This is a genomic window from Streptomyces gilvus (genome assembly GCF_022513565.1).
Classification (GTDB): Bacteria; Actinomycetota; Actinomycetes; order Streptomycetales; family Streptomycetaceae; genus Streptomyces; species Streptomyces gilvus.
Genome location: NZ_JAKWBE010000021.1, coordinates 117,413 through 139,640, shown reverse-complemented (window position 1 = coordinate 139,640; position 22,228 = coordinate 117,413). Strand labels below are relative to the sequence as shown.

The window sequence follows — 22,228 nt, the reverse complement described above, 5'->3', positions numbered from 1 at the left end:
AGGGCGACTCACGCGCCTCGCTGATCCCGATGCTCCAGGAACGGCAGGCTTTCGATGTGCTCGCGCATCAGGATGCGGGCAAGTGGCCCGTTGCCCGCCAGGATGGCTGACACAACGTCATGGTGCGCACTCTCGGTCGACTCTTGTGCCGGCACCTGTTCATCGTTGCCGACGTCGACATGGCGGGACCACAGATGGCGCACGATCCCGTTGAACAGCGCCAGAATCGGGCTGCCCGACAGCTCCGCCAGCTCGGCGTGGAGGTCACGCGTGAAGAAGCCGGCGCGGGAGCGCTCGGCCGAGGGGCTCACCTCGGCCGCCGCGGTGAGCCGTTCCGCGACCTCCTTCTCCGCGCGGCGTTCGACGACCGCCGTCACGCATCCCAGTTCCAGCACGGTGCGAACGGCCACGATGTCGGAAGCGGTGACGGCCTTGTAGTCCAGGTAGATCGCCATGGTCTCGAGAATGGGCGTGGGTTCGGGCTCCGTGACGACAAGCCCCCCACCAGGCCCCATGCGCATCCGCGCGACCGAGTGGTACTCCACGATGCGCAGCGCCTCCCGCAGGACCGCCTTGCTGACGTCGATCCGCGACGCCAGATCGGCCTCCGAACCCACCAGCGTGCCCGCCGGTGCGCGCGAGTCGGTGATCTCCTCGATGAGACGGTGAGCGACTTTCTCCGCCAGTTTGCGTTCCGGTCGTGCTCGGAGGACCGTCCACAACGGGGTGCTGGCCGTGCGGTCGATCCGCCGCTGAGCGGCGTCCCGCAAGAGGTCTTGGATCGCGAGCAGGTGCTCGGCGCTGAGGTACTCGGCGCGACCGCCCTCGCCCGCCAAGACCGCCTGGCGGATGGCCTCGTGCGCGGTCGCGGCATCCGGCTCCAGTGCACCGCACCGGTGGATGAGCGGACCGGTCAGCGCGACGAGGACGTCGACGAACAGCGCGAGTGCGGGGTTCCTGCCCAGCGATGGCAGGAGCAGGTGAAGACCGTCCTCCGCGCAGCGTCCGCCGGACGACGGCCGTCCGTCCCGGCCCCACGCCTCCAGTACCGCCAAGCCCTCCGCTGTGAGGTGCTCTGCCGCCAGCCTCGCGGCGAGCGGTTCCAGCAGCAGCCGCGCGGCGACGAGGTCGTCCACCGTGGCACCGAGGTACTCCAGGTACACCGCCATGGCCCTGACCGCGGGACCGGCCGCGGGCGCGGTCACGACCAGGCCACCGGCGGGGCCACGGCGCATCGCAGCGACCTCGTGGTGCTCGACCAGCCGGATCGCTTCCCGCAGCACTTCCCTGCTCACGCCGTAGCGTTCCCGCAGATCGGTCTCCGATCCCAGAACCTCGCCGACCGGCCATCCCGCGTCAGCGATGTCCGACTCGATCAGCCGGGCAAGCTGCGCCGCCCGTGCCCGCGAGCGGCCTGTCTGCCGTTCCTCGGCTACCACGGGCACCGAACTCTCGCGGTGAAAGAACGCGCACCGTCACGAGGGCTGACAGAAAGAACGCGGGGGCTCCGGCACCCCGTCTCCACGAAGCGATGGCCCCGCCTGTTCACTCCCCGCCCGGCGTCCCACATCACCGCGCCCGCCCATCCAGCGATCCCCATCGAGCGCACCAGTTCTGCCGCATGCATTGCGCAGGGCAGTGGCCGCCCTCCCGCTGCACCGGCGACGTGCCCCGGCACAGACGTGGCGTGTCATCGATTCCGGTGCTGCCGTCGCCCGCCCACAGCGAGAGACGGCAAGAACTTACCACGGCGCGGCTGCACCAGGACGAAGCTCCGACTGCTGACAAAGACGGGGCAAGGCCATATGCGGGGGCCGGCCGGTCACCGCGGACTCGATCTCGTACCGCGCGGATCGCCGAGCGCCATCGGCACCGGCGTCCGGCGCGTACGGGACCAGCCGCCCGTGCGGCACGGCCCGCCCAGTGGCCGTCCGCCGTCGGGGCGGGACATCACGCCTCGTGCCCACCGTCGACCGGCAGTACGGCGCCATTGACGTAGCACGCTCCGTCGCTCAGCAGCCACAGGGCGACCCGCGCCATGTCGTCGGCTTCCGCGAACCGCCCGAGCGGGATCCGGCTCCGCATCACCTCCTCCTGCTCAGGGGACGGACGGGCGAAATTGGTGAGCGTGGGGGCCGGGCAGATCGCGTTGACTCTGATCCCGTGCGGACCCCACTCCTTCGCCGCACCTCTCACCAGGTTCACCACGCCTGCCTTGGAGGCTGCGTACACCGAGGCACCTGGTGAGGATCGCAGTGCGGCGATCGACGCCGTGGCGACGATCGCGCCGCCCTCCCCCTGCGCGACCATGCGCCGGGCGACCTCCTGCAGGCCGAGGAAGGTCCCGAGCAGGTTGACCCGCATGGTGCGCTCCCAGCTCTCGACCGACATGTCCAGCAGGGGCCCGGCCTCGCCGAGGATGCCGGCGTTGCTGAAGAAGAGGTCGATGCGGCCGAACGCCGACAACGCGGCGTCGGCGTACGCGCGCGTGCCGCTCTCGGTCGCCACATCCGCCCCCACCGACACCGCCGACCCTTCGGGCAGTGTTTTCGCCACCAGTTCCGCCGCCTCGGCGTCGATGTCGACGACGACGACCTTCGCGCCCGCCTCACCGAGCCTGGCGACAGCCGCCCTGCCTATCCCGCTGCCGCCCCCGGTCACGATCGCCACCCGGTCGCGGAAGCTGTGCAGTTCGGCCCACGGGATCCCGGCGGCGCCCTCGCGATTGACGTTTCTCATGGTGTTGGCCCGCTCCTCAGACATCGTCGATGTGCAACGTTTGCTCCGGGCACTCCCGCGCGGCCTCCTCGACGGCGGCGCGGTGCTCCGGCCCGACCTCGCTGATCCTCACTGTTCCTGTTCAGGCGGGCACGATCTCGATCTGCATCCGGCTGGGGCCACGCAGGATGAAGTCGTCCACCCAGGTGACCGCCGTGTCCTCGGACCTCGAGAACCACTGGGTACGCGACAACAGCTCCTCCATCACCACCCGTGCCTCCATACGGGCCAGGTGCGCGCCCAGGCAGTAGTGCTCACCGAAGCCGAACGCCACATGGCGGTTCGGCGAGCGCGCGACGTCGTAGCGGGTCGGATCGTCGAACTGACGAGGGTCGAAGTTCGCGGCCTGCAGCCACGCCAGCCCGGTCGCCCCTTCCGGAATCGACACTCCGCCCGTCTCCACGGCCCTGGTGGTCACGCGTGGCCTGGCCTGCAACGGTGACGAGTAACGTACGGTCTCCTCGATCGCCGAGCGGATGAGGTCCGGGCGCTCCCGCAACACCCGATGCTGCTCGGGGAAGCGGTCGAGCAGGTACGCGAAGCTGCCCAGCAGGTGGGTGGTCGTGTTCTGGCCGGCACCCAACTGCTCGAAGAGCAGGGCGCCGACATCGAGCCGCATCTCGAACTCCTCGGCGGGCAGCGCGGCCAGGTCGCTGATGAGGTCACCGCGCGGCTCGCGCCTGCGCTGGGCGATGAGGTCCTTGAACAACTCCTGGAGAGCCGCGTCCTCCTCGGGCGCGGAACCGCCCATGTACAGCGCGGGCTTGTCCGTGGCATCGGCCTGGGTCAACCTTCCGAGCGGCCCCCTGTCGTCGAACACGCGGCGCAGCATGTCGTTGGCCTCGGACGGGACACCGAGCAGCTCGGCGATCATGGTCGCCGTCAGCGGGGCGGCGAGATCGGCGATCACATCGAAGGTGCCCTTGTCGAGACAGTCGTCGAGCAGGTCACGACAGACCTGACGGACATGCGCCTCGAGCGTGGCGATGCGCTTGGGCCGGTAGGCGTGGGCGAAGTGCTTCCGTATCTCCGCGTGCAACGGCGGCTCGGAGGTGAGCAGTCGCACGACCCGGTGCTCCGGCGGCACCAGCTCCAGTCGCTTGGCGGTCGACCACAGGTCACAGGAACGCAGGAAGTCCTGTACTTCGGCGTGCCCGCAGAAGTGCCATGAGCCGGACTGCTCGTCGTACGACAGCGGGCGCTCGGACGCCATGGCGACGAACCATGGAACCGGATCCGCGTGCCCGGCCTCGGTCCACGGCGGGTTGAGGCCGGGAGGATAGGGGCCGGGAACGAGAGTTGTCGCGGTCATCGACTCGATCTCCTTTGATCGGAACTGTGCGCCGCACGAGCGCCGCGCGGGTCTCAGCGGCCACCGTCCCGAGCACTGTGGCAGCACACTGGAACCATCGAAGAGCACCTGAATAAAGTGGGCTTTATATCTGGAGTAGTCGGCCTGGCCTCACTCGTCAAGGCCTTGCACACGAGTATTTCGCCCTGGCGGACGGCCGGGTCACTCATGCCGGCAGGACGTCTCAGTCGCCCGCCAGGATACCCACCAATCCTGCCCTCACACCTACTCATTGAACGTCATGACGCCGCATAAGTAGACCTGTCTGCCGCAATAATCCGCACTTACGCATCAGATGCGACCCTATGTATCGGGGCCGACGGCAGCGACTCCTGACCTGATCCGGCCACCCCTTCGAATAGACAGGCAGCACGCCGCCCAGCGGGTGCCGACCGGGCACGACGGAACGTACATCTTCGCAAGGATCACCAATTAAGTTGGCGTCATTGGCCAACACGCCATTGCGTCACCGTGTGGCGTCTGCCATGCTGCCGAGCATCGGCCGGGCGCCTGCCAGCGTTCAGTCCTGGTGTTGACCGCCGGCCTTTCACCCGGACGGTTCGAGGGAGCACCGTATGACGGCTGATGTACTCCTGGTGGCGGGTGAGCCCCGGATGCTCATCGACGGAACCCTGGTCGAGTCCGTGACGGGCGCGACATACCCGAACATCGACCCCGCCACCGAAGAAGTGCTCGGCCACGTGACCGACGGTGGCGTCGAGGACGCGGACCGGGCGGTGGCTGCCGCACGGCACGCCTTCGACAGCACTGACTGGGCCCACGACCACGCCTTTCGCGCGCACTGTCTGCGCCAGTTGCAGGACGTCCTGAGATCGCAGGCGGAGACGTTTCGGCGGATCGACACCGCCGAAACCGGGCGACCGTTCTCCGCGACACCCCTGTCGGTCGACGTGTACATCGACGAACTGGGCTGGTACGCCGACCACGCCGAGTCCTATCCGTGGATCCAGGCGCGGCCCGACGTACACGCCTTCGGGGCGCGGCACCTGCGTTCCGTGCGCCGGGAGCCGGTCGGTGTCGTCGCCGCGATCACGACGTGGAACTGCGGGTTCTTCCTCAACCTCACCAAGACGTGCAGCGCGCTCGCGGCCGGCAACACCGTGGTGCTCAAGCCGGCGCCCGAAACGCCTTGGCAGGCCACGGAGTTCGGTCGTCTGATCGCCGAGCGGACCGACATTCCGCCCGGGGTGGTCAACGTGGTGACGGGCACTTCCCCGTCGGTCGCGCAGCGGCTGACCGAACACCCCGGCGTCGACATGATCACCTTCACGGGGTCGACCGCCGTCGGCAGACGGATCATGGGGCAGGCGGCCACCACGCTGAAGCGGCTCGCCCTCGAACTGGGCGGCAAATCCGCCGCGGTCGTCTTGCCCGACGCGGACCTGCCTGCGGCCGTCACCCTGATCACGCGCATTCTGTGCGGCAACGCGGGACAGACCTGCGCGGCACCGACCCGCCTGCTGCTTCCGCGCTCCCGCTACGAGGAGGGCGTCGAGGCCGCCACCTCCGCGCTTGCCGCCGTCAGCGTGGGAAATCCCTGGGACCCTGCGACGGGGCAGGGTCCGCAGATCAGCGCGGCACAGCGGGAGCGGGTGCTCCGCTATGTCGAGGCCGGCCGGGCCGAGGGCCTTCGCCTGACCACAGGCGGTGGCCGGCCCGAGCGACCGGACCGCGGCTGGTTCGTCGAACCGACGCTGTTCGCGGACGTGCCCCGCGAGTCGGCGTTGTTCCGCGAGGAGATCTTCGGGCCGGTGCTGGTGGCGACCCCGTACGACGACCGCGGCGGTGTCGAGGAAGCTGTCAGCCTCGCCAACGACTCCGAATACGGCCTGCACGCGGCCGTGTTCGGCGCGGACACCGATCGCGCGTCCGCGGTCGCGCAGCGGCTGCGCGTCGGCTCGGTGTCCATCAACGCGGGCCAGTTCTTCGGCGTCGACGTCCCGTTCGGCGGACGCAAGCAGAGCGGCATCGGCCGCGAGCGCGGTGTGGAGGGTTTCGAGGAGTTCCTGGAGACGAAGACCGTGGCCGTCCCTGCGCGGACGCAGACCTGACCCCCACGCGGAAAGAAGCGAGTATGCCCACGAGAACACCCGGCCTCACGGTCGGGATCACCATTCCGTTCTTCGACCACCAGTCCGACTACGAGACGATCCTCGGGGTCGCCCGCCGATCCGAGGAGTGCGGGTACGACTCGGTCTGGATGGCCGACCACCTGAGTCGGCCGTCGCCCCAGGGCGGCAGCCGCTGGTTCGATGTCGTGACCCTGCTCTCCAACATCGCGGCGCACTGCGGCCGCATCGGCATCGGCACCGACGTGCTGGTCGTGCCGTACCGGCACCCCGTCCTGGCCGCGAAGATGCTCGCCACGCTGGACGTGGTGTCCGGCGGGCGGCTCACTGTAGGCACGGGCGTGGGCTACATCGAGGACGAGTTCACCGATCTCGGCGCCCCCTTCGCCGAACGGGGCCCCTTCACCACCGAATGCATTCAGATCTGGAAGAAGATCTGGGCCGGCGGCGAGATCTCCCACCGGGGCAAGTTCTTCTCCTTCGACAACCTCGCGTCCGAACACGTTCCGGCCCGGCGTCCCGGTCCGCCGGTCTGGATCGGGGGAACGGCCGACGCCGTACTGCGGCGGGTTGTCGAGGTCGGCGACGGCTGGCATCCCATCTACCTGCCGTTCGACGTGCTGGAGGCCAAGACACGACGCCTTCACGAACTGGCTGAGCGAGCCGGCCGGGAGCAGCCGATCAGCCTCTCCTACAGCGGCGGCTTCGGATCGGTCGGGACGGCATCCGCCGACCCCGCCACCCGGGCGCCGCTGACCGGCACGGTCGACGACGTCCTGCGTGACGTGGAGCGGCTCCGCCGACTCGGCTTCACCAACATCGTGTTCCGCTTCGGAGCCCCGGACGCCTCGAACGACCACGTGCTACGGCAGATCGAGCTCGTCGCCGAGCGGATCCTGCCCGCCCTGCGGGCCTGAGAGCAAGCCCTGCGCGCGCGTATTCGCGGCCCCCTCAGAGCGGAGCGACGTGGATCTCAACCTGGTGTGACGATGGCCGCCGACGAGTTCGGCGAACGGGTCGTCGTGGGCGCCGGCGCAACAGCGGTCTCACCGCTGCCGAGCTCGCGTCCGCCGCCCGGGGTGGGACGATCTCGCGCGACCGGGGCGCCTCCGCGCTGGTGTACCTCGGTCGGCCGGATCTGCGTCGACGAGGACGGCTTCCTCTACGTGCGAGGCCGGATGGACGACACGGTCATCCGGGGGCGAGAACAGCGCGCCCTCCGAGGTCGAGGAGGTGCTGATGCACCACCAGAACATCGCCGACGCGGTCGTCGTCCGGGTGCCCGACGCCACATGGGGCCAGCGCATCGGGGCGGTCATCGTGCCACGCCCGGCCGCCCACCCGGATCCCCGGGAACTCCAGGCCCATGGACGGGCGTCGCGAACGCCCGACCGCATCACCGTCTTGCCCGAACAGCCCCGCACACCGGTCGGAGAGATCGTGCGGCGGGACCTCACCGCTCGTCTCGTCCACGACCGCGAGGCACACTCCACCGGGATGAAGACACCAGCCGATTCAAGCTGACAGTCCGTCGTCCGCATGCGGTCGGCGCCGAGTGCGTATGTCGTACGGATGCCCAGAGCGCCGACAGGAGGAAGCGATGCCACACAGCAAGCCGCAGGACCTTCCGAAGGGCGGTGGAGGCCGGTGGCCCGCGGCCGGGGAGTCGTTCCGGTCGGTCCACTGGGGAGACTACGAGGTGGGGTACACCACCGTGCAGCCGCTCGACTGCACCGACGTGTACAAGCACCTGCCCGGTGGGGTCTGCCCGTGCCCGCACTACGGGTACATCGTCGAGGGCCGTCTGCGGTGCGTCTACCCGGGCACGGACACCCCTGAGGAGGTGGCCGAGACGGGTGAGGTCTACTACTTCCCCGCCGGTCACATCCTGGTCTACGACGAGCCGACGACCGCCATCGAATTCAACCCGGCCGCAGCCCTGCGGGACCTGATGGACAGTGCGGAACGGGTCGTCGCGGCGAGCCCCGCGGACTACACGTGAGCGCGCAGGACGACTGCGAAAGTCGCGGCCGGGCCGCGGGTCCGAACAGCCACACCAACCAACCCTGACCACCGGAAATCGAGGTCCTTGTCATGGCTCTCACCCCCTCCACCCCGATCATCTCGGTCGACGACCACATCATCGAGCCGCCCGACGTCTGGCAGAGCCGGCTGCCCGCACGCTACCGGGAAGCGGGGCCGCGGATCGTCGAACGCGGTCCCCGGGAACTGGCCTGGAGCTACCAGGGACAGCTGTATCCGCTGCTGTTCCAGGGCAACACGCAGACGCGGAAGTTCCGCGAGGGCGGCGACGGCCGCGGCGCGGACCTGTTCGCCCGGCACTACGACGACATGATCGACGCCGCGTACGACGTCGACGCACGGGTCGCCGCGATGGACCGGGACGGGGTGCACGCGCAGTTGCTGTTCCCCACCTTCCCCCGGTTCGCCGGCACACGGTTTCTGGAAGGAGCCGACCGTGACGTGGCGCTGGCCTCGGTCATCGCCTGGAACGACTGGATCCTCGACGAGATCTGCGCGAAGTACCCGGACCGCTTCATCCCCCAGGTGATTCTGCCACTGTGGGATCCGGCTCTCGCGGCAGCGGAGATCCGCCGGACGGCCGAGAAGGGCGCCCGGTCGGTGGCCTTCTGCGAGAACCCCTCCCCGATGGGCCTGCCTTCGCTGCCGAGCGGCCAGTGGGCTCCGGTCTTCGCGGCGGCGGAGGAAACCGAGGTCGTGCTGTCGATGCACATCGGAACGTCCGGTTCGCTTCCGCAGACCTCGCCCGAGGCGCCCGACAGCGTCGGCATCGCGCTGTGCGGAGTGAACTCGATGCTCGTCCTCGGTGAACTGACGCTCACGGACACGATCCTCGCCTACCCCAAGCTGAGGATCGCGCTGTCCGAGGGCGGAGCGGGCTGGCTGCCCTACGCGCTGGAGCGGCTGGACTACACCTGGGCCCGCAGCCGCTACGAGGGCGTCCAGCAGAAGATGAAGCCGAGCGAGATCTACCGCCGCAACTTCTGGACGTGCATCATCGCGGACCGGGCGGCGGTGGTGGCACGTGACGTGATCGGCGTGGACAAACTGATGCTGGAGACCGACTTCCCGCACAACGACTCCAACTTCCCCAACAGCCGCAAGGTCGTCTCCGACATGCTGGCCGACGTGCCCGAGGACGAAGCCCGGATGATCGCCGAGACCAATGCGCGATCGCTGTACCGCTTCCCCGCACGGTCGTCCTGACCGCTCCCTGATCCGTACGGGCAGGGTGGGCGCGACTGCCCACCCTGCCCGCATGCGTTTGGCGTCACCCATCGTTGTTGGGGTGTGCCTCGGCTTGAGGGACGGAGTCACCAGGAGTTTCGCGTTCTGAAAGGCCGGTGGTCCTTGGGGAGTGCGGGGGCCGGCTGTCTCCTACTCGCCCCGCACCCGCGCGGTCACGCTCTCGCCCCACGCCATGTGCAGCACGGGAGTACGGGTCTCGCCGTTGCGGAAGATGCGACCTTCCTGCTGCGGGTTGGGCATGGGGCCGAGGTGCATGTGCCCCTTGGGGTCGGGTTCGCAGCGCCAGGCAACGCCGTCGAGGTCGTAGTCGATACCCGCGTGCCACTGACCGTCCGGGGTGAGGTTCACCGTTCCGGTCACCCGTCGAGCCGACGCGACCTCTCCGGTGCTGCTCGCCACCACCCCGACACCGAACGCATGTCCGCCGATCAGGAAGTGGCCGACCTCGGTCACGCCGTCGTCGTACTTGGTCGCCCACGAGTACCAGGAGGTGTAGTCGGCGTCGTGGAGCGGGTCCTTCTCGACGTAGAGCCGAGCACCCGGCTTCATGTACGCCTCCTCCCAGAACATGAAGCCCCGCACGGAACGGCCCAGCAGGGTGCCCTCGACCTCCCAGGTCTGGGTGAGGTACAGCAGCGCGGCCTCGGGGCCCGGGACGTACCACTGCAGGGCGGGACAGACCCGGTTTCCCGCGACGTCGAGCACACCTTCCTCGCGGTAGACCATGGATTCGGTGGTGAGGTCGAGCAGCATGGCCGCGCCCTCGGCGCCCTCCGAGTCGTAGCGGACCCCGTCCGGGCGCGCCTCACGGCGCAGATGCTCACTGTGCACCGCGTTCTTGGGCTCGCGACGGATGCACATCGCGTCGAGCGCCTCGCCCGCCGGGCCGAGCGTGGACAGGACCACGAGTCGACCGCCGAGGGCCCTCTTCTCGCCTCCCACGATCTCCCCGGGCTCGTCCTCCTCGACACGCGGAGGGATCCGGCGCATCACCGAGAAGATGTTGCCGTCGTCGTCGCGGACGGTCCCCCACACGTAGCCGCTCTCTCGGACGAGCCCGAGCAGCGGCGCGTCGGAGGCCCACTGGGCGGGGTCGATCCGACGCGCCGAAGCGAGGGCGGCGGAGTCGAAGTTTCCGGTCACGGGGTAGTCAACCGTGCGACCGTCTGCGTTCATCGGTGATCGTCTCCTTCACCAAGTAACAGGTATATAATTTAGCTTCCCCGTTCGCGGAGTGAGAATCAAGATGCAATCCTGGCCGTCGCCGAAACCGGTCCCGTCGGCCCCGCCGTGTACCGGGCCGAACGGGCCGGTGGCCATCGGCCCCGAAGCGGCGATCGTGCCGTTCACGCGCCGAGCGGGACGCACCCCCTGCGACGGAGGTGGTGGCCGGGGCCGACCAGAGCGATCGAGCCTGCCGTGCGTGAGAGGCGACGGGGCGTCCGCGCGACTGCACCAGCGGGCCGTCACGCCGGCACGACAGCGGCATGCGACCGGCTCCGACGGGCTCTTCGGCCCGTCGGCATCTCGACATCAGTATTTCTGCCAACCAGGCCTGCCCATGAGCACGATCATGGAGGCGGCCGCCCCGTCATCACCCCCACCGAGGAGAAAGCATGCAGACGGCAGCCAGCGGGCTCGGCCCGTACGTGGAGTCGTGGAGCCCGGGGGCGGTGACCGACGACGACGCCCTCTTCCCCGGCCCCCTCGCCGCGCTCTCCGCCTTGCTGGACGAGCCCGGCCCGATCGCGGCAGCCGGCGATGCCCTGCCGCCGCTGTGGCACTGGCTGTACTTCCTGAACTGGCCGGCACAGAGCGACCTGGGCTCGGACGGACACCCGGAGAAGGGCCACTTCCTGCCGCCCATCCCCGACCGGCAGCGCATGTTCGCGGGCGGGCGGCTGACAGTCGAGCGGCCCCTGCGGCTCGGTACACCGGCCCGGCGAAACAGCAGCCTGGTCTCGGTGAAGGCCAAGCAGGGCTCCACGGGCGAGCTGCTCTTCGTCACGATACGCAACGAGTACCGACAGGACGGCAGCACCTGCCTGGTGGAGGAGCAGGACATCGTCTACCGGTCGGGACGCAGCGCGGGCAGACACCCGGCGGAACTCGACACCTCGGCCGAGGCCACCTCCGCCGAGGCCTGGCAGTTCCCGTTCCGGCCGGACTCCAGGATGCTCTTCCGGTTCAGCGCGCTGACGGCGAACGCCCACCGCATCCACTACGACGCTCCGTACTGCGTCACCGAGGAGGGCTACCCCGACCTGGTGGTGCACGGCCCGCTTTTGGTGCTCGCGATGCTGGAACTCGCGCGGCGGCAAGAGCCCGCCCGCCAGGTGCGCACCGTGTCCTACCGGCTGCGGAGCCCCGCTTTCGCGGGTGAGCGTCTGCTGGCGGTCGGCACTCCGACGGACGGTGGCGCCACGCTGCGGGTCGCCACGCACCGCGAGGAGCGCCACGCCACCGCGGAGGTGACGTTCGCATGACATCGCTCGCAAGCCGGCTGGAGACAGCCCGCAGTCTGCTGTTCGTGCCGGGAGACCGGCCGGTCCGGTTCCCCAAGGCCGTCGCCTCCGGCGCCGACGCGGTCATCCTCGACCTGGAGGACGCCGTGGCCGCGCCCGACAAGGACACCGCGCGGACGCACGTCGACGCGTGGCTCGGCGAGGGCAACTCGGCTGTGGTGCGCATCAACGCGCCGAATACGCGCTGGTACGACGACGACCTCGCGATGGCCGTCCGCCACGGCGTACCCGTGATGGTACCCAAGTCCGAGGACCCCGAGGTGCTCGCGGATCTGGCCTGCCGCACCGCCGGCAAGTGCGCCCTGCTGCCGCTCGTGGAGACGGCGGCCGGCATCGAGCGGGCCGGGGACGTGTGCCGCACACCCGGAGTGGTCCGTATGGCGCTGGGCAACGTCGACCTAGCCGGTCAGCTCGGTGTGGCCCACGACGATCACCTGGCCCTGGCGTACTCGCGCTCCAGGCTCGTCTCGGCGTCCGCGGCCCGGGGTCTGGCCGCCCCTCTCGACGGTGTCACCACCCATGTGAAGGATCTGGAGGTACTCAGGGCGGACATCGCCCATGCCCGCCGCCTGGGCTTCACCGGCAAGCTGTGTATCCACCCCCTCCAGGTCGCCCCCGTGGCTGAGCACTTCGCTCCCACGGAGGAGGAGCGGCGCTGGGCCAACTCCGTGCTCGCCGCCGGCGACGGGGTCTCCGTGGTGGACGGCCATATGATCGACAAGCCCGTGCTCGACCGAGCCCGTCGCATCCTCGCCGCGGCGGGAGGCTGAACGGCGTCGCCGCGGAGCGCATCGGGTGGTCTGCTCGGCGTGACACGGCGACACGTCCTCGACGGCGCCCGTCTTGCCTTCGAGGTGCTCGCATCGACTCGGTCGGCGCGGCAGGCAGGCCAACGGGCCGTGGGCAGCGCGGTGAACGTCGGTGCCGGTAGCCGCAGCGGGGCTCTTCTCCCGGCCGGGGACGGGCACATCACCGACGTCCCGGTGCGGCAACCGGCTTCGACGAGTGAGGCACCATGCCGAGCGCGGCGCCTCACTCGTCGGCCGTCGGCAGGCGCGGGGCAGTCCGAGCGCCTTGGTCGAGATGGCGTTCGGTCGCCATCACGCACCAGAACGGGGGCGTGACTCCGCGCGGCGCTCCATCAGCCGACCGAGGCACAACATGCCTTGGTTGACAGACACTCCGGAGCCGGCGCCCCGCTTGTGTGAGACACCCCCGGCCGGTGCTCGGCTTCCTGGCGCCATACCGCCGCACCCGGCCGAGGCCCTGCTCAGGGGCGGTCCTCCAGTTGGTCGAACTGCTGCTTCGTGCACGCGGCGGAGCACCAGGGACCTCGAGTGGGTCATCGGTGCGACACGGCAGGAGTCAGCTGCTGCCGGCGTGTTCGGGCAGCTCCTGCTGGGCCGTCTCCGCCCGGATCGCCTCGGTGTCGGCGCCCAGCGCCGGGACGCGGCCTTCGGGTACGGTCCAGCCACGGCCGAGTGCCGGCGGCAGCAGAGCAGGCACGGGACCGACGGGCGAGTCGACATCCCTCCAGCGGTTCCGCTGGACCAACTGGGGATGATCGGCGAGCTCCTGCACGCTGTTGAGCCGCGCGTTTCCGATGCCGGCCTCGTCGGCCAGCCGCTGGATGTCGGCGAGATCCCGCTCGGCGCACCAGGCGCCCAGGATGCCGTCGAGTTCCTCCCGCAGCGCCACCCGGTCCGCGTTGCGGGCGAAGCGCGGGTCGGCCGCCAGGTCAGGGCGCTCCATGAGGCCTCCGGCCAGCCTTCCCCACTCACGGTCGCTGGTCGTGCCGAGCACCACCTTCTGCTGGTCCCGGGTGGTGTAGGCACCGTACGGAGCCACCATCGGCGAGCCCATCCCCACCGGCACCGGCTCCTCACCGCCGTGCACCACGGCGTTGAGCGCGAAGCCCATCATCTCCGCCACCACATCGAACATCGCGACCGGAATGACCGTGCCCTGCCCGGTCCGGTCACGGTCGTAGAGCGCGGCGAGGACAGCGGAGTACGCGTAGAGCGCCGTGCCGACGTCGGCGATGGGGATGCCCGGCTTCGCCGGCGCTCCGGGCTGCCCGGTGATCGAGCACGAGCCGGCCTCGGCCTGGACGAGCAGGTCGTAGGCCCGCTTGTGGTCGAGCGGGCCGCCGGTGCCGTAGCCCGAGATGTTCACGACGATGAGTCGGGGATGACGCTCCGACAGGTCCGACGGATCGAGCCCCAGGCGCCCCAGCGCACCTGGGGCCAGATTGCTCACCAGCACGTCGGCCTTGGCCAGGAGCCGTGTGAAGACCTCCATGTCCGCAGGTTCGGCCAGGTTCAGCGCGGCTGACTCCTTGCCGTGGTTCAGCCACACGAAGTGTGCCGCCATGCCCCGCACCACCCCGTCGTAGTGTCGGGTCGAGTCACCCAGCCCGGGGTTCTCCACCTTGATGACACGCGCGCCCAGATCGGCGAGATGGCGCGTGCACAACGGGGCCGAGATCGCCTGCTCAAGCGATACGACGGTGATGCCTTGCAGGGGAGCACTCACGTTGTGGCTCCATTTCTGGTCGGTCGAACGCCCTCAGGCATCGAGGCCCGCTCGATGCCGTCGGGATGGTTGCGCTTTCCTACGTCGGGAGTTCCTGCCGCCATCCGGACGACGGACCCTTCCGGCGGCTCTGCCCGGTTCAGCCCTTGCGGGTGTTGATCTCCTCGGTCAGCTGCGGGACGACGTCGAAGAGGTCGCCGACCACGCCGTAGTCGACCAGCTCGAAGATCGGGGCCTCGGCGTCCTTGTTGACCGCCACGATCGTCTTCGAGGTCTGCATGCCCGCCCGGTGCTGGATCGCGCCGGAGATGCCGTTGGCGATGTACAGCTGCGGCGAGACCGACTTGCCGGTCTGGCCGACCTGGTTGGTGTGCGGGTACCAGCCCGCGTCGACGGCGGCACGCGAGGCACCCACGGCCGCGCCGAGGGAGTCGGCCAGCGCCTCGATGATCGGGAAGTTCTCCGCGCCGTTGACGCCCCGGCCGCCGGAGACCACGATCGCGGCCTCGGTCAGCTCCGGACGGCCCGTCGACTCACGGGGCGTACGCGCGGTGAGCTTCGTGCCGGTCGCCATCTCGGAGAAGGACACGGCCAGGGCCTCGACAGCGCCCGCCGCCGGAGCGGCCCCCACCGCGACCGAGTTCGGCTTCACCGTGATGACCGGAATGCCCTTGACGACACGCGACTTGGTGGTGAAGGACGCGGCGAACACCGACTGGGTGGCCACCGGACCCTCGTCACCCGCCTCCAGATCGACGGCGTCGGTGATGACGCCGGAACCGATACGCAACGCCAGACGGGCGGCGATCTCCTTGCCCTCCGCGGAGGACGGGACCAGCACCGCGGCCGGGGAAACGGCCTCGTAGGCGGCCTGCAGGGCCTCCACCTTCGGCACGACCAGGTACTCGGCGTACTCAGAGGCGTCGTCGGTGAGGACCTTCACCGCACCGTGCTCGGCGAGGGCGGCGGCGGTGTCAGCGGCACCGGCACCCAGCGCGACGGCGACCGGCTCGCCGATACGGCGGGCCAGCGTCAAAAGCTCCAGCGTGGGCTTGCGGACGGCACCGTCCACGTGATCGACGTAGACGAGAACTTCAGCCATGGGATTGCTCTCCTGCTAAAACGGAAGACAAGGGGCGGTTGGCGGGGTGAGCCCTCAGATGAACTTCTGGCCCGCGAGGCTGCATCAAATGAATTTGCGCTCCGCGAGAAAGGCGGCGAGCTGCTTGCCACCGTCGCCCTCGTCCTTGACGATCGTGCCCGCGGTACGGGCCGGACGCGCGGCAGCCGCCTCGACCTTCGTCCACGCCCCCTCGAGACCGACCTCATCGGCCGCGATGTCCAGGTCGGACAGGTCCCAGGCCTCCAACGGCTTCTTCTTGGCCGCCATGATGCCCTTGAAAGACGGGTAACGCGCCTCGCCCGAGCGGTCGGTCACGGAGATGAGCGCCGGGAGCTGAGCTTCCAGCTGCTCGGTGGCGGCATCCCCGTCGCGGCGGCCCGTCACGACCCCGTCCCCGACGGACACCTCGGACAGCAGCGTCACCTGCGGGACACCCAGACGCTCGGCGACCAGCGCCGGCACGATACCGCCGGTGCCGTCCGTCGACGCCATGCCGGAGACGACCAGGTCGAAGCCGGCCTTCTCGATCGCCTTGGCCAGTACCAGGGAGGTGCCGATGGCGTCCGTGCCGTGCAGGTCGTCGTCCTCGACATGGATGGCCTTGTCCGCGCCCATCGACAGTGCCTTGCGCAGCGCGTCCTTGGCATCCTCCGGGCCCACCGTCAGGACGGTGACCTCGACGTCGTCGTCAAAGTTCTCGGAGATCTGCAGCGCCTGCTCGACCGCGTACTCGTCCAGCTCGGAGAGCAGACCGTCCACGTCGTCCCGGTCGACGGTCAGGTCATCGGCGAAGTGCCGGTCGCCAGTGGCGTCGGGCACGTACTTCACAGTGACAACGATCCTCAAACTCACGGCTCACTCCTCATACCTGTCATTTCTTGCTTACTCACCTGTCAGACGTCACCACGGCTGCTGAGTCCGACCGCCCCCGGCCTGCACTCGCACGCATCCGGTGACCCTTGCCCTTCGACCGATCACGAACGACGAGGCGTCATGCTTTGGTCAGCTGACGGGCGATCACACGCAGGGCGAGGACCTCGTCGGCTCCTTCGAAGATGGACAGCACCCGAGCGTCGACGAACAGTCGGGAGACGGTGTACTCCTCGGCGTATCCGTAGCCCCCGTGCAGTTGTTGGGCTTCCCTGGTGACCCACTCGGCCGCGCGGCACGCCAGCTGCTTCACCTGCGAGGCCTCGAGCTGACCGCCGTTGGCGGTCACCGCTCGCGCCGCAGAGAAGGCGAAGGCCCGGCAGGCGGCGACCAGGGCGGCCATTCTGGCGATCTTGACGCGGGTGAGCTGATAGCCGGCGAGCGGACGGCCGAAGACCGACCTCTCCCGGGTGTAGTCGACGGCCAGTCCCAGTGCCGACTGCATGACCCCGACGGCGCGGGCGGCCGTCTGCAGCCGGGCGTTGGCGAAGGCCTGCATCTGCAGGTAGAAGCCGCGCCCCAGGCCGTCGTCCATGCCGATCAGGTCGGTTGCCGGGACGCGCCAGCGGTCGAAGCGGACCTCGTAGGAGTGCATGCCCCGGTAGCCGAGGGTACGGATGGCCCGTCCCTCGATCGTTCCGCCCCCCTCCTGGGCCATGCTCCACTCGTGGCCGGGGAACGACGGCTTCTCCACGACGAAGAGCGACAGCCCCCGGTGGCCCACCGTGCGGTCCTCGTTCGTGCGGGCGAGCACCAGGAGGTAGTTCGCGCGGCCGGCGAAGGTGCACCAGGTCTTGACCCCGGTCAGCACCCAGTCGTCGCCGTCCCGGACCGCTCTGGTGGTGACGCCGGCGACGTCGGATCCGTAGTCCGGCTCGGTCACCGCGACGCCGCACAGCTTCTCGCCCGCGGCGATCCCCGGCAGCCAGCGCTGCTTCTGTTCCTCCGTACCGCCGCGGGCGATCGCGGTGCCGATGATCTCGGGACGGGTGATGAGCGAGCCGGCGGCACCGAGGGACGCCTGGGAGAGCTCCTCGGTCACCACGACCATGCTCAGCAGCTCGTCGGCCCCGCCCTCGGCGCTGCCGCCGTACTCGGCGGGGATCGACAGTCCGAAGCAGCCCATCTCCGCGAGACCTTCGATGATCTCGGCGGGGATGTCCTCGTCCTCGCGGTGGATCCGCTCGGCCACGGGCAGGATCCGGTCCTCGGCGAACTTGCGGAAGGTGGAGCGCACCAGTTGGAGATCCTCCGAGAGGTGCCGCGGTCCGGCCTCTGAGGAGGCCAGCACCCGCTCGGCGACGCGGTCCAGCAGGGCCGGATCGCGTCCGGCGGCGACCTGGTCGGCGATGCCCGCCAGCTCGGTGGGGGCGACGCCCCACAGCGCCTCCCGGCCGGTCAGCCGGCCGCTGAGGTCCGCGGCGACGTCGGCGGCGTAGACCAGGGCGAGGTCCGCCTCGGCCTCCTCGCCGGTGCCGTGGCGCAGGAGTTCCGCGGCCGCGGCCACGGCCGAGGACATCGACGCCAGGTCGTAGGCGACGGTCTGGTCCTCGTCCGTCGCCCAGGAGGCGATGTGAGCGGCCGACTTCTCGATGACGGCCTGCAGCACGTCCACGATGGACTGCGCGCTGGTGAGATTCGTCGAAGTGTGCAGCATCTCAGTTTCCCCGGGTGGGGAGGAGCAGGGTCATGGTCTCGGCCACACAGGCCGGCTTGGGCCGGCCGTCGATCTCGATGGTGTAGCGGGTGGTGAGCGTGGCTCCCGTCGCGGCCTCCCGCAGGTCGACGAAGGTGGCCTGGGCCCGCAGACTCGATCCGACCGGGACGGGGGTGGGGAAGCGGACCTTGTTGATGCCGTAGTTGACGCGGGGGGAGTTCAGCTCGAACCGGAACAGTTGCAGCGCGAAGTACGGGATGAGCGACAGAGTCAGATATCCGTGGGCGATGGTGCCGCCGAAGGGCCCGGTCGCGGCGCGCTCGACGTCCACGTGGATCCACTGGTGGTCCCCGGTGGCATCGGCGAAGGCGTTGACGCGCTCCTGATCGACGACCAGCCAGTCGCTGGGGCCGATCGGCTCGTCGATGGCGCTCTTCACCTCGTCGACGGAACGGAATACACGCGGGGTCATGCGTTCACCTTCTCGAAGATCGCGGTCAGGCCCTGGCCGCCGCCGATGCACATGGTCTCCAGGCCGTAGCGCACGTCGCGACGCTGCAGTTCACGGGCCAGGGTGGTCAGAATCCGGGTGCCGGTCGCGCCGACCGGGTGGCCCAGCGAGATACCGGAACCGTGGACGTTGAGCCGCTCGAAGTCGGCTTCGCCGAAGCCCCACTCCCGGGTGCAGGCGAGGGCCTGTGCGGCGAACGCCTCGTTGAGTTCGATCAGGTCGATGTCGGACAGCTTCAGCCCCGCCTTGCCGAGAGCGGCGGCGGTGGACGGAACGGGTCCGATGCCCATGATCTTCGGCGCGACGCCGGCCACGGCCCACGACACCACGCGGACCAGCGGGCGCAGTCCGAGTTCGGCGGCGCGGTCGGGGTGGGTGACCACGCACACCGCGGCGGCGTCGTTCTGGCCGCTGGCGTTGCCCGCCGTGACGGTGGCCTCGGGGTCCACCTTGCCGAGCATCGGGCGCAGCTTGGCGAGGCTTTCCAGGGTCGCGTCGGCGCGTGGGTGCTCGTCCTTGTCGACGACCGTCTCGCCCTTCCTGGTGCGCACGGTCACCGGGATGATCTCCTCGGCGAACACGCCGGAGTTCTGCGCGGCGACCGCCCGCTGGTGGGAGGTCAGCGCCAGCCGGTCCTGCTCCTCGCGGCCGATCCGGTATTCGCGGCGCAGGTTCTCCGCGGTCTCGATCATGCCGCCGGGCACCGGGTGGTTCTTGCCGCCCGCGGTGACACGCCCCCGGGCGAGGCCGTCGTGGAACGTGACCCCCTGGCCCTTGACGCCCCATCGCATGTCGGTGGCGTAGAAGGCGACGTTGCTCATGCTCTCCGCACCGCCCGCCACGACCAGTTCGCTGGCGCCGGACTGAACCTGCATCGCCGCCTGCAGGACCGACTGCAGACCCGAGCCGCAGCGGCGGTCGACCTGCATGCCGGGGACCTCGATGGGCAGGCCCGCGTCCAGGGCGACGACGCGGCCGATGGCGGGCGCGTCGCTGTTCGGGTAGCAGTGTCCGAGGACGACGTCGTCGATCGCGGCTGGGTCGAGGCCGGTGCGGGCCAGCAGACCCCGTAGCGCGACCGCCCCGAGTTCGGCAGCCGTGAGGCTCTGCAGGGAGCCGCCGAACCGGCCGATGGGTGTGCGCACTGGTTCGCAAATCACTGCTTCACGCATGGAGGGTGCCTTCCTGGCGGGTCGAACTCGTTCGTCGGGTCGGTGCGGGTGAGGGGCCGAAGGCCCCATGGGCGTGGTGGCGACTGAGCGCCCGCTGCTACATGAAGCGTCCGCCGGTCACTTCCAGCACGGTGCCGGTCATGTAGGAGGACAGGCCGGAGGCGAGAAAGAGGGCGACGGAGGCGACCTCTTCGACCTCGCCGGGGCGCGCCATCGGGATCTCCGCCATCTTCTGGTCCCAGGCCTTCTGGGGCATGGCCTCGGTCATCGCGGACCGGATCAGGCCCGGCTGGATGGCATTGACCCGCACCCCGTGGTGTGCCATCTCCTTGGCCGCGGCCTTCGACAGCCCGACGATGCCGGCCTTGGCTGCGGAGTAGTTGGTCTGGCCGACCATGCCGACCTTGCCGGACAGGGACGAGATGTTCACGATGGAGCCGCTCTTCTGCTCACGCATGATCGCGGCGGCCTTGCGGGTGCCGTTCCAGGTGCCCTTGAGGTGGACCTCGATGACCTGGTCGAACTGCTCCTCGGTCATGGTCCGCATCGTCGCGTCCCGGGTGATGCCGGCGTTGTTGACCATGACGTCCAGCGAGCCGAAGGCCTCCACCGCCGTGCTGAGCAGGGTGTCCACGTCGCCGGGGTTGGTGACGTCGCACCGCACCGCCCGGGCCGTTCCGGGGCCGCCGAGCTCCTTGGCCGCCGCCTCGGCGGCCTCCAGGTTCAGATCGCCGAGAACGACCTTCGCGCCCTCCTTGACGAAGGCCTGGGCGATGGCGAGACCGATGCCCTGGGCGCCTCCGGTGACGACCGCGGTCTTGTCAGCGAGCAGCGTCATGATGGATCAACTTCCCTCGTTCGTCCGGTTGTTGTGAGGTCATGCCGAGCCCTCGTCGTCGTGCGTGCGGATGACGCCGTTCTTCTTCAGTACGGCGAGGTCGTCGGCGGACAGTCCGAGCTCGGCCCCCAGCACGTCGTCGGTGTGCTGGCCCACCAGCGGCGACGGCAGCGGGAGGGACTGGTCCCCGTCCATCAGGAGGGGGGAGCCGGGGGCCCAATGACGGCCGATGCCCGGCTGCTCGACCTCCGCCATCAGCGGGTTCTCCCGCAGCAGACGGGCGTCGTCGGCCACGAGGTCGGCGAAGCTGCGGTACGTCGACCACAGCACGCGGGTGGTGGCAAGGGCGGCTTCGGCCTCGGCGAGCGTACGGGCCCCGAACCATCCGGCGAGCAGATCGCCGAGGACCCGGCGCTGTCGGTAGCGTTCCGACTCGTCAGCGAAGTCGACTCCGAGCGCGGCCGCCAGCGCGCCGACCACGTCGGTGAGGCCCGTGACGGCGAGGAGCTCCCGCCAGTGCCGGGCGGTGAGAGCCACGACCATCAGCCGGCCTTCGTCCACCGTCGCGAAGTCGCGGCCGAAGCTGCCGTAGACGTCGTTGCCGCTGCGCTCGCGCGGCTCGACACCCAGTTGGGCCTCGGCGAGGTAGCCGAGATTGCCGGCGGTCGCCAGGGCGACGTCCTCCAGCGCGACCCGGACCTGCTGGCCCTCGCCCGTGAGCAGGCGGTGCCGTTCCGCCGCGAGCAGTCCGATCGCCAGATAGAGTCCGGCGGCGACGTCCCAGGCGGGAACCGGGCTGTTCACCGGCTCTACGGCACCGTCCGGGCCGGTGAGCAGGGGGAATCCCGTGGCTGCCTGAACGGTGTAGTCCACTGCGGGCACGCCGTTCCGGTGCCCGTCCAGCAGCACGTGGATGACGTCGGGACGGCGCACACGCAGCGCCTCGAAGGTCAGGTCCCGAAGGTGCCCGGCGTTGCTCAGCACGATGCCGCCGCGGCGCCCTCCGCTGACGACCAGGTCGCCGACGAGCCGGCGTCCCTCCTCGCTCGACAGGTCCACCTGAACGGCGCGCTTGCCCTTGTTGAGCCCGGACCAGTACAGGCTGGTGCCGCTCTCGGCCAGGGGCCAGCGGGTGCGGTCGGCGGCGCCGCCCATGGGCTCGATCCGGATCACCTCGGCGCCCAGCTGCGCCAGCGTCATCCCGCTCAGCGGGCTCGCCACATAGCTGGAGATCTCGATGATCCGCAGGCGGCGCAGCGGCTGGGAACGCCGGGCATCCGGCCGCGGAGGCGTTTCCACGGGCGTCACCGCCTTCCGGACGAGCGGCCGCCGGCCACGTGTGCTGTCCTCGCGGGGTGGCCCGCTCGCCCACTCGGCAGGGCCGTGGATCGCGGACCGCGCTCGCCGCCGGCAAACCGGGCCTTGGT

The 22,228-nt window shown here is 69.9% G+C and carries 20 protein-coding genes; 7 read left to right on the top strand and 13 right to left on the bottom strand.

Annotation, left to right across the window (positions count from 1 at the left end; translation table 11 throughout):
* Positions 1-8: 8 nt before the first annotated feature.
* From MKW14_RS41350 to MKW14_RS28195, 4 genes are all read right to left on the bottom strand, one after another.
* The gene (locus tag MKW14_RS41350) at positions 9-1,439 is read right to left on the bottom strand and encodes a FadR/GntR family transcriptional regulator (RefSeq protein WP_240866894.1); all 1,431 of its coding nucleotides are present in this window, start codon (positions 1,437-1,439) and stop codon (positions 9-11) included.
* Between the two features lie 511 nt (positions 1,440-1,950).
* Positions 1,951-2,739 (bottom strand): SDR family NAD(P)-dependent oxidoreductase, encoded by a 789-nt coding sequence (locus MKW14_RS28200; RefSeq protein WP_240866892.1) that lies wholly within the window; start codon positions 2,737-2,739, stop codon positions 1,951-1,953.
* Positions 2,740-2,755: 16 nt separating this feature from the next.
* A complete protein-coding gene (locus MKW14_RS41620; RefSeq protein ID WP_374116605.1) occupies positions 2,756-2,851 on the bottom strand; it encodes a ferredoxin in 96 nt (31 codons plus the stop codon).
* A 9-nt stretch (positions 2,852-2,860) separates the two neighbouring features.
* On the bottom strand, positions 2,861-4,090 hold the full coding sequence (locus MKW14_RS28195) for a cytochrome P450 (protein ID WP_240866890.1): 1,230 nt from the start codon (positions 4,088-4,090) through the stop codon (positions 2,861-2,863).
* Between the two features lie 614 nt (positions 4,091-4,704).
* On the opposite strand from MKW14_RS28195, the gene MKW14_RS28190 reads away from it, so the two are divergent.
* The 5 genes from MKW14_RS28190 (at position 4,705) to MKW14_RS28170 (ending at position 9,468) form a co-directional block, all read left to right on the top strand.
* Positions 4,705-6,201: an aldehyde dehydrogenase family protein gene (locus tag MKW14_RS28190; RefSeq protein WP_240866888.1), complete on the top strand. Its 1,497-nt coding sequence runs from the start codon at positions 4,705-4,707 to the stop codon at positions 6,199-6,201.
* A gap of 23 nt (positions 6,202-6,224) precedes the next feature.
* Complete coding sequence (locus tag MKW14_RS28185) at positions 6,225-7,136, top strand: TIGR03619 family F420-dependent LLM class oxidoreductase (RefSeq protein WP_240866885.1); 912 nt, start codon at positions 6,225-6,227, stop codon at positions 7,134-7,136.
* A 316-nt stretch (positions 7,137-7,452) separates the two neighbouring features.
* Positions 7,453-7,743 (top strand): AMP-binding enzyme, encoded by a 291-nt coding sequence (locus MKW14_RS28180; RefSeq protein WP_374116604.1) that lies wholly within the window; start codon positions 7,453-7,455, stop codon positions 7,741-7,743.
* Positions 7,744-7,819: 76 nt separating this feature from the next.
* Positions 7,820-8,221 (top strand): cupin domain-containing protein, encoded by a 402-nt coding sequence (locus MKW14_RS28175; protein WP_240866881.1) that lies wholly within the window; start codon positions 7,820-7,822, stop codon positions 8,219-8,221.
* A gap of 92 nt (positions 8,222-8,313) precedes the next feature.
* Positions 8,314-9,468: an amidohydrolase family protein gene (locus MKW14_RS28170; protein WP_240866879.1), complete on the top strand. Its 1,155-nt coding sequence runs from the start codon at positions 8,314-8,316 to the stop codon at positions 9,466-9,468.
* 171 nt (positions 9,469-9,639) lie between these two features.
* Here the strand turns inward: MKW14_RS28170 and MKW14_RS28165 are convergent, their stop codons facing one another.
* Entirely contained in the window at positions 9,640-10,686 is a 1,047-nt protein-coding gene (locus tag MKW14_RS28165; protein WP_240866877.1) for a hypothetical protein, read from the bottom strand.
* Positions 10,687-11,126: 440 nt separating this feature from the next.
* Between MKW14_RS28165 and MKW14_RS28160 the strand changes: the two genes are divergently transcribed.
* Together MKW14_RS28160 and MKW14_RS28155 are read left to right on the top strand one after the other, a co-directional pair.
* Entirely contained in the window at positions 11,127-11,996 is an 870-nt protein-coding gene (locus MKW14_RS28160; protein WP_240866875.1) for an HTD2 family dehydratase, read from the top strand.
* Positions 11,993-12,805, top strand: coding sequence for an HpcH/HpaI aldolase/citrate lyase family protein (locus MKW14_RS28155; protein ID WP_240866873.1), 813 nt, complete (start codon positions 11,993-11,995; stop codon positions 12,803-12,805). Before MKW14_RS28160 ends, MKW14_RS28155 begins: the two co-directional genes overlap by 4 nt.
* A gap of 595 nt (positions 12,806-13,400) precedes the next feature.
* Here the strand turns inward: MKW14_RS28155 and MKW14_RS28150 are convergent.
* From MKW14_RS28150 to MKW14_RS28115, 8 genes are all read right to left on the bottom strand, one after another.
* Positions 13,401-14,570 carry a CaiB/BaiF CoA transferase family protein gene (locus MKW14_RS28150; RefSeq protein ID WP_240866871.1) on the bottom strand — a complete coding sequence of 390 codons (1,170 nt, stop codon included), beginning with the start codon at positions 14,568-14,570 and terminating at the stop codon, positions 13,401-13,403.
* Between the two features lie 139 nt (positions 14,571-14,709).
* Positions 14,710-15,672: an electron transfer flavoprotein subunit alpha/FixB family protein gene (locus MKW14_RS28145; protein WP_240866869.1), complete on the bottom strand. Its 963-nt coding sequence runs from the start codon at positions 15,670-15,672 to the stop codon at positions 14,710-14,712.
* Positions 15,673-15,756: 84 nt separating this feature from the next.
* Positions 15,757-16,545 (bottom strand): electron transfer flavoprotein subunit beta/FixA family protein, encoded by a 789-nt coding sequence (locus tag MKW14_RS28140; protein ID WP_240866867.1) that lies wholly within the window; start codon positions 16,543-16,545, stop codon positions 15,757-15,759.
* Positions 16,546-16,684: 139 nt separating this feature from the next.
* Positions 16,685-18,280 (bottom strand): acyl-CoA dehydrogenase family protein, encoded by a 1,596-nt coding sequence (locus tag MKW14_RS28135; protein ID WP_240866866.1) that lies wholly within the window; start codon positions 18,278-18,280, stop codon positions 16,685-16,687.
* Position 18,281: 1 nt separating this feature from the next.
* Positions 18,282-18,752, bottom strand: a complete 471-nt coding sequence (locus MKW14_RS28130; protein WP_240866863.1) for a MaoC family dehydratase — start codon at positions 18,750-18,752, stop codon at positions 18,282-18,284.
* Entirely contained in the window at positions 18,749-19,963 is a 1,215-nt protein-coding gene (locus tag MKW14_RS28125) for an acetyl-CoA C-acetyltransferase (protein ID WP_240866859.1), read from the bottom strand. The genes MKW14_RS28130 and MKW14_RS28125 overlap by 4 nt, the downstream gene beginning before the upstream one ends.
* A 97-nt stretch (positions 19,964-20,060) precedes the next feature.
* Positions 20,061-20,801, bottom strand: coding sequence for a 3-oxoacyl-ACP reductase FabG (gene fabG / locus MKW14_RS28120; protein ID WP_240866857.1), 741 nt, complete (start codon positions 20,799-20,801; stop codon positions 20,061-20,063).
* Positions 20,802-20,840: 39 nt separating this feature from the next.
* Positions 20,841-22,100 carry a CoA transferase gene (locus MKW14_RS28115; protein ID WP_240866854.1) on the bottom strand — a complete coding sequence of 420 codons (1,260 nt, stop codon included), beginning with the start codon at positions 22,098-22,100 and terminating at the stop codon, positions 20,841-20,843.
* Positions 22,101-22,228: the final 128 nt, after the last annotated feature.

What these genes read in the sequence shown, in the direction of transcription:
- MKW14_RS28200 (WP_240866892.1), bottom strand. Translation starts at nt 2,739, where the DNA reads ATGAGAAACGTCAATCGCGAGGGCGCCGCCGGGATCCCGTGGGCCGAA.
- MKW14_RS28195 (WP_240866890.1), bottom strand. Translation starts at nt 4,090, where the DNA reads ATGACCGCGACAACTCTCGTTCCCGGCCCCTATCCTCCCGGCCTCAAC.
- MKW14_RS28190 (WP_240866888.1), top strand. Translation starts at nt 4,705, where the DNA reads ATGACGGCTGATGTACTCCTGGTGGCGGGTGAGCCCCGGATGCTCATC.
- MKW14_RS28185 (WP_240866885.1), top strand. Translation starts at nt 6,225, where the DNA reads ATGCCCACGAGAACACCCGGCCTCACGGTCGGGATCACCATTCCGTTC.
- MKW14_RS28175 (WP_240866881.1), top strand. Translation starts at nt 7,820, where the DNA reads ATGCCACACAGCAAGCCGCAGGACCTTCCGAAGGGCGGTGGAGGCCGG.
- MKW14_RS28170 (WP_240866879.1), top strand. Translation starts at nt 8,314, where the DNA reads ATGGCTCTCACCCCCTCCACCCCGATCATCTCGGTCGACGACCACATC.
- MKW14_RS28165 (WP_240866877.1), bottom strand. Translation starts at nt 10,686, where the DNA reads ATGAACGCAGACGGTCGCACGGTTGACTACCCCGTGACCGGAAACTTC.
- MKW14_RS28160 (WP_240866875.1), top strand. Translation starts at nt 11,127, where the DNA reads ATGCAGACGGCAGCCAGCGGGCTCGGCCCGTACGTGGAGTCGTGGAGC.
- MKW14_RS28155 (WP_240866873.1), top strand. Translation starts at nt 11,993, where the DNA reads ATGACATCGCTCGCAAGCCGGCTGGAGACAGCCCGCAGTCTGCTGTTC.
- MKW14_RS28145 (WP_240866869.1), bottom strand. Translation starts at nt 15,672, where the DNA reads ATGGCTGAAGTTCTCGTCTACGTCGATCACGTGGACGGTGCCGTCCGC.
- MKW14_RS28135 (WP_240866866.1), bottom strand. Translation starts at nt 18,280, where the DNA reads ATGCTGCACACTTCGACGAATCTCACCAGCGCGCAGTCCATCGTGGAC.
- MKW14_RS28130 (WP_240866863.1), bottom strand. Translation starts at nt 18,752, where the DNA reads ATGACCCCGCGTGTATTCCGTTCCGTCGACGAGGTGAAGAGCGCCATC.
- MKW14_RS28125 (WP_240866859.1), bottom strand. Translation starts at nt 19,963, where the DNA reads ATGCGTGAAGCAGTGATTTGCGAACCAGTGCGCACACCCATCGGCCGG.
- fabG (WP_240866857.1), bottom strand. Translation starts at nt 20,801, where the DNA reads ATGACGCTGCTCGCTGACAAGACCGCGGTCGTCACCGGAGGCGCCCAG.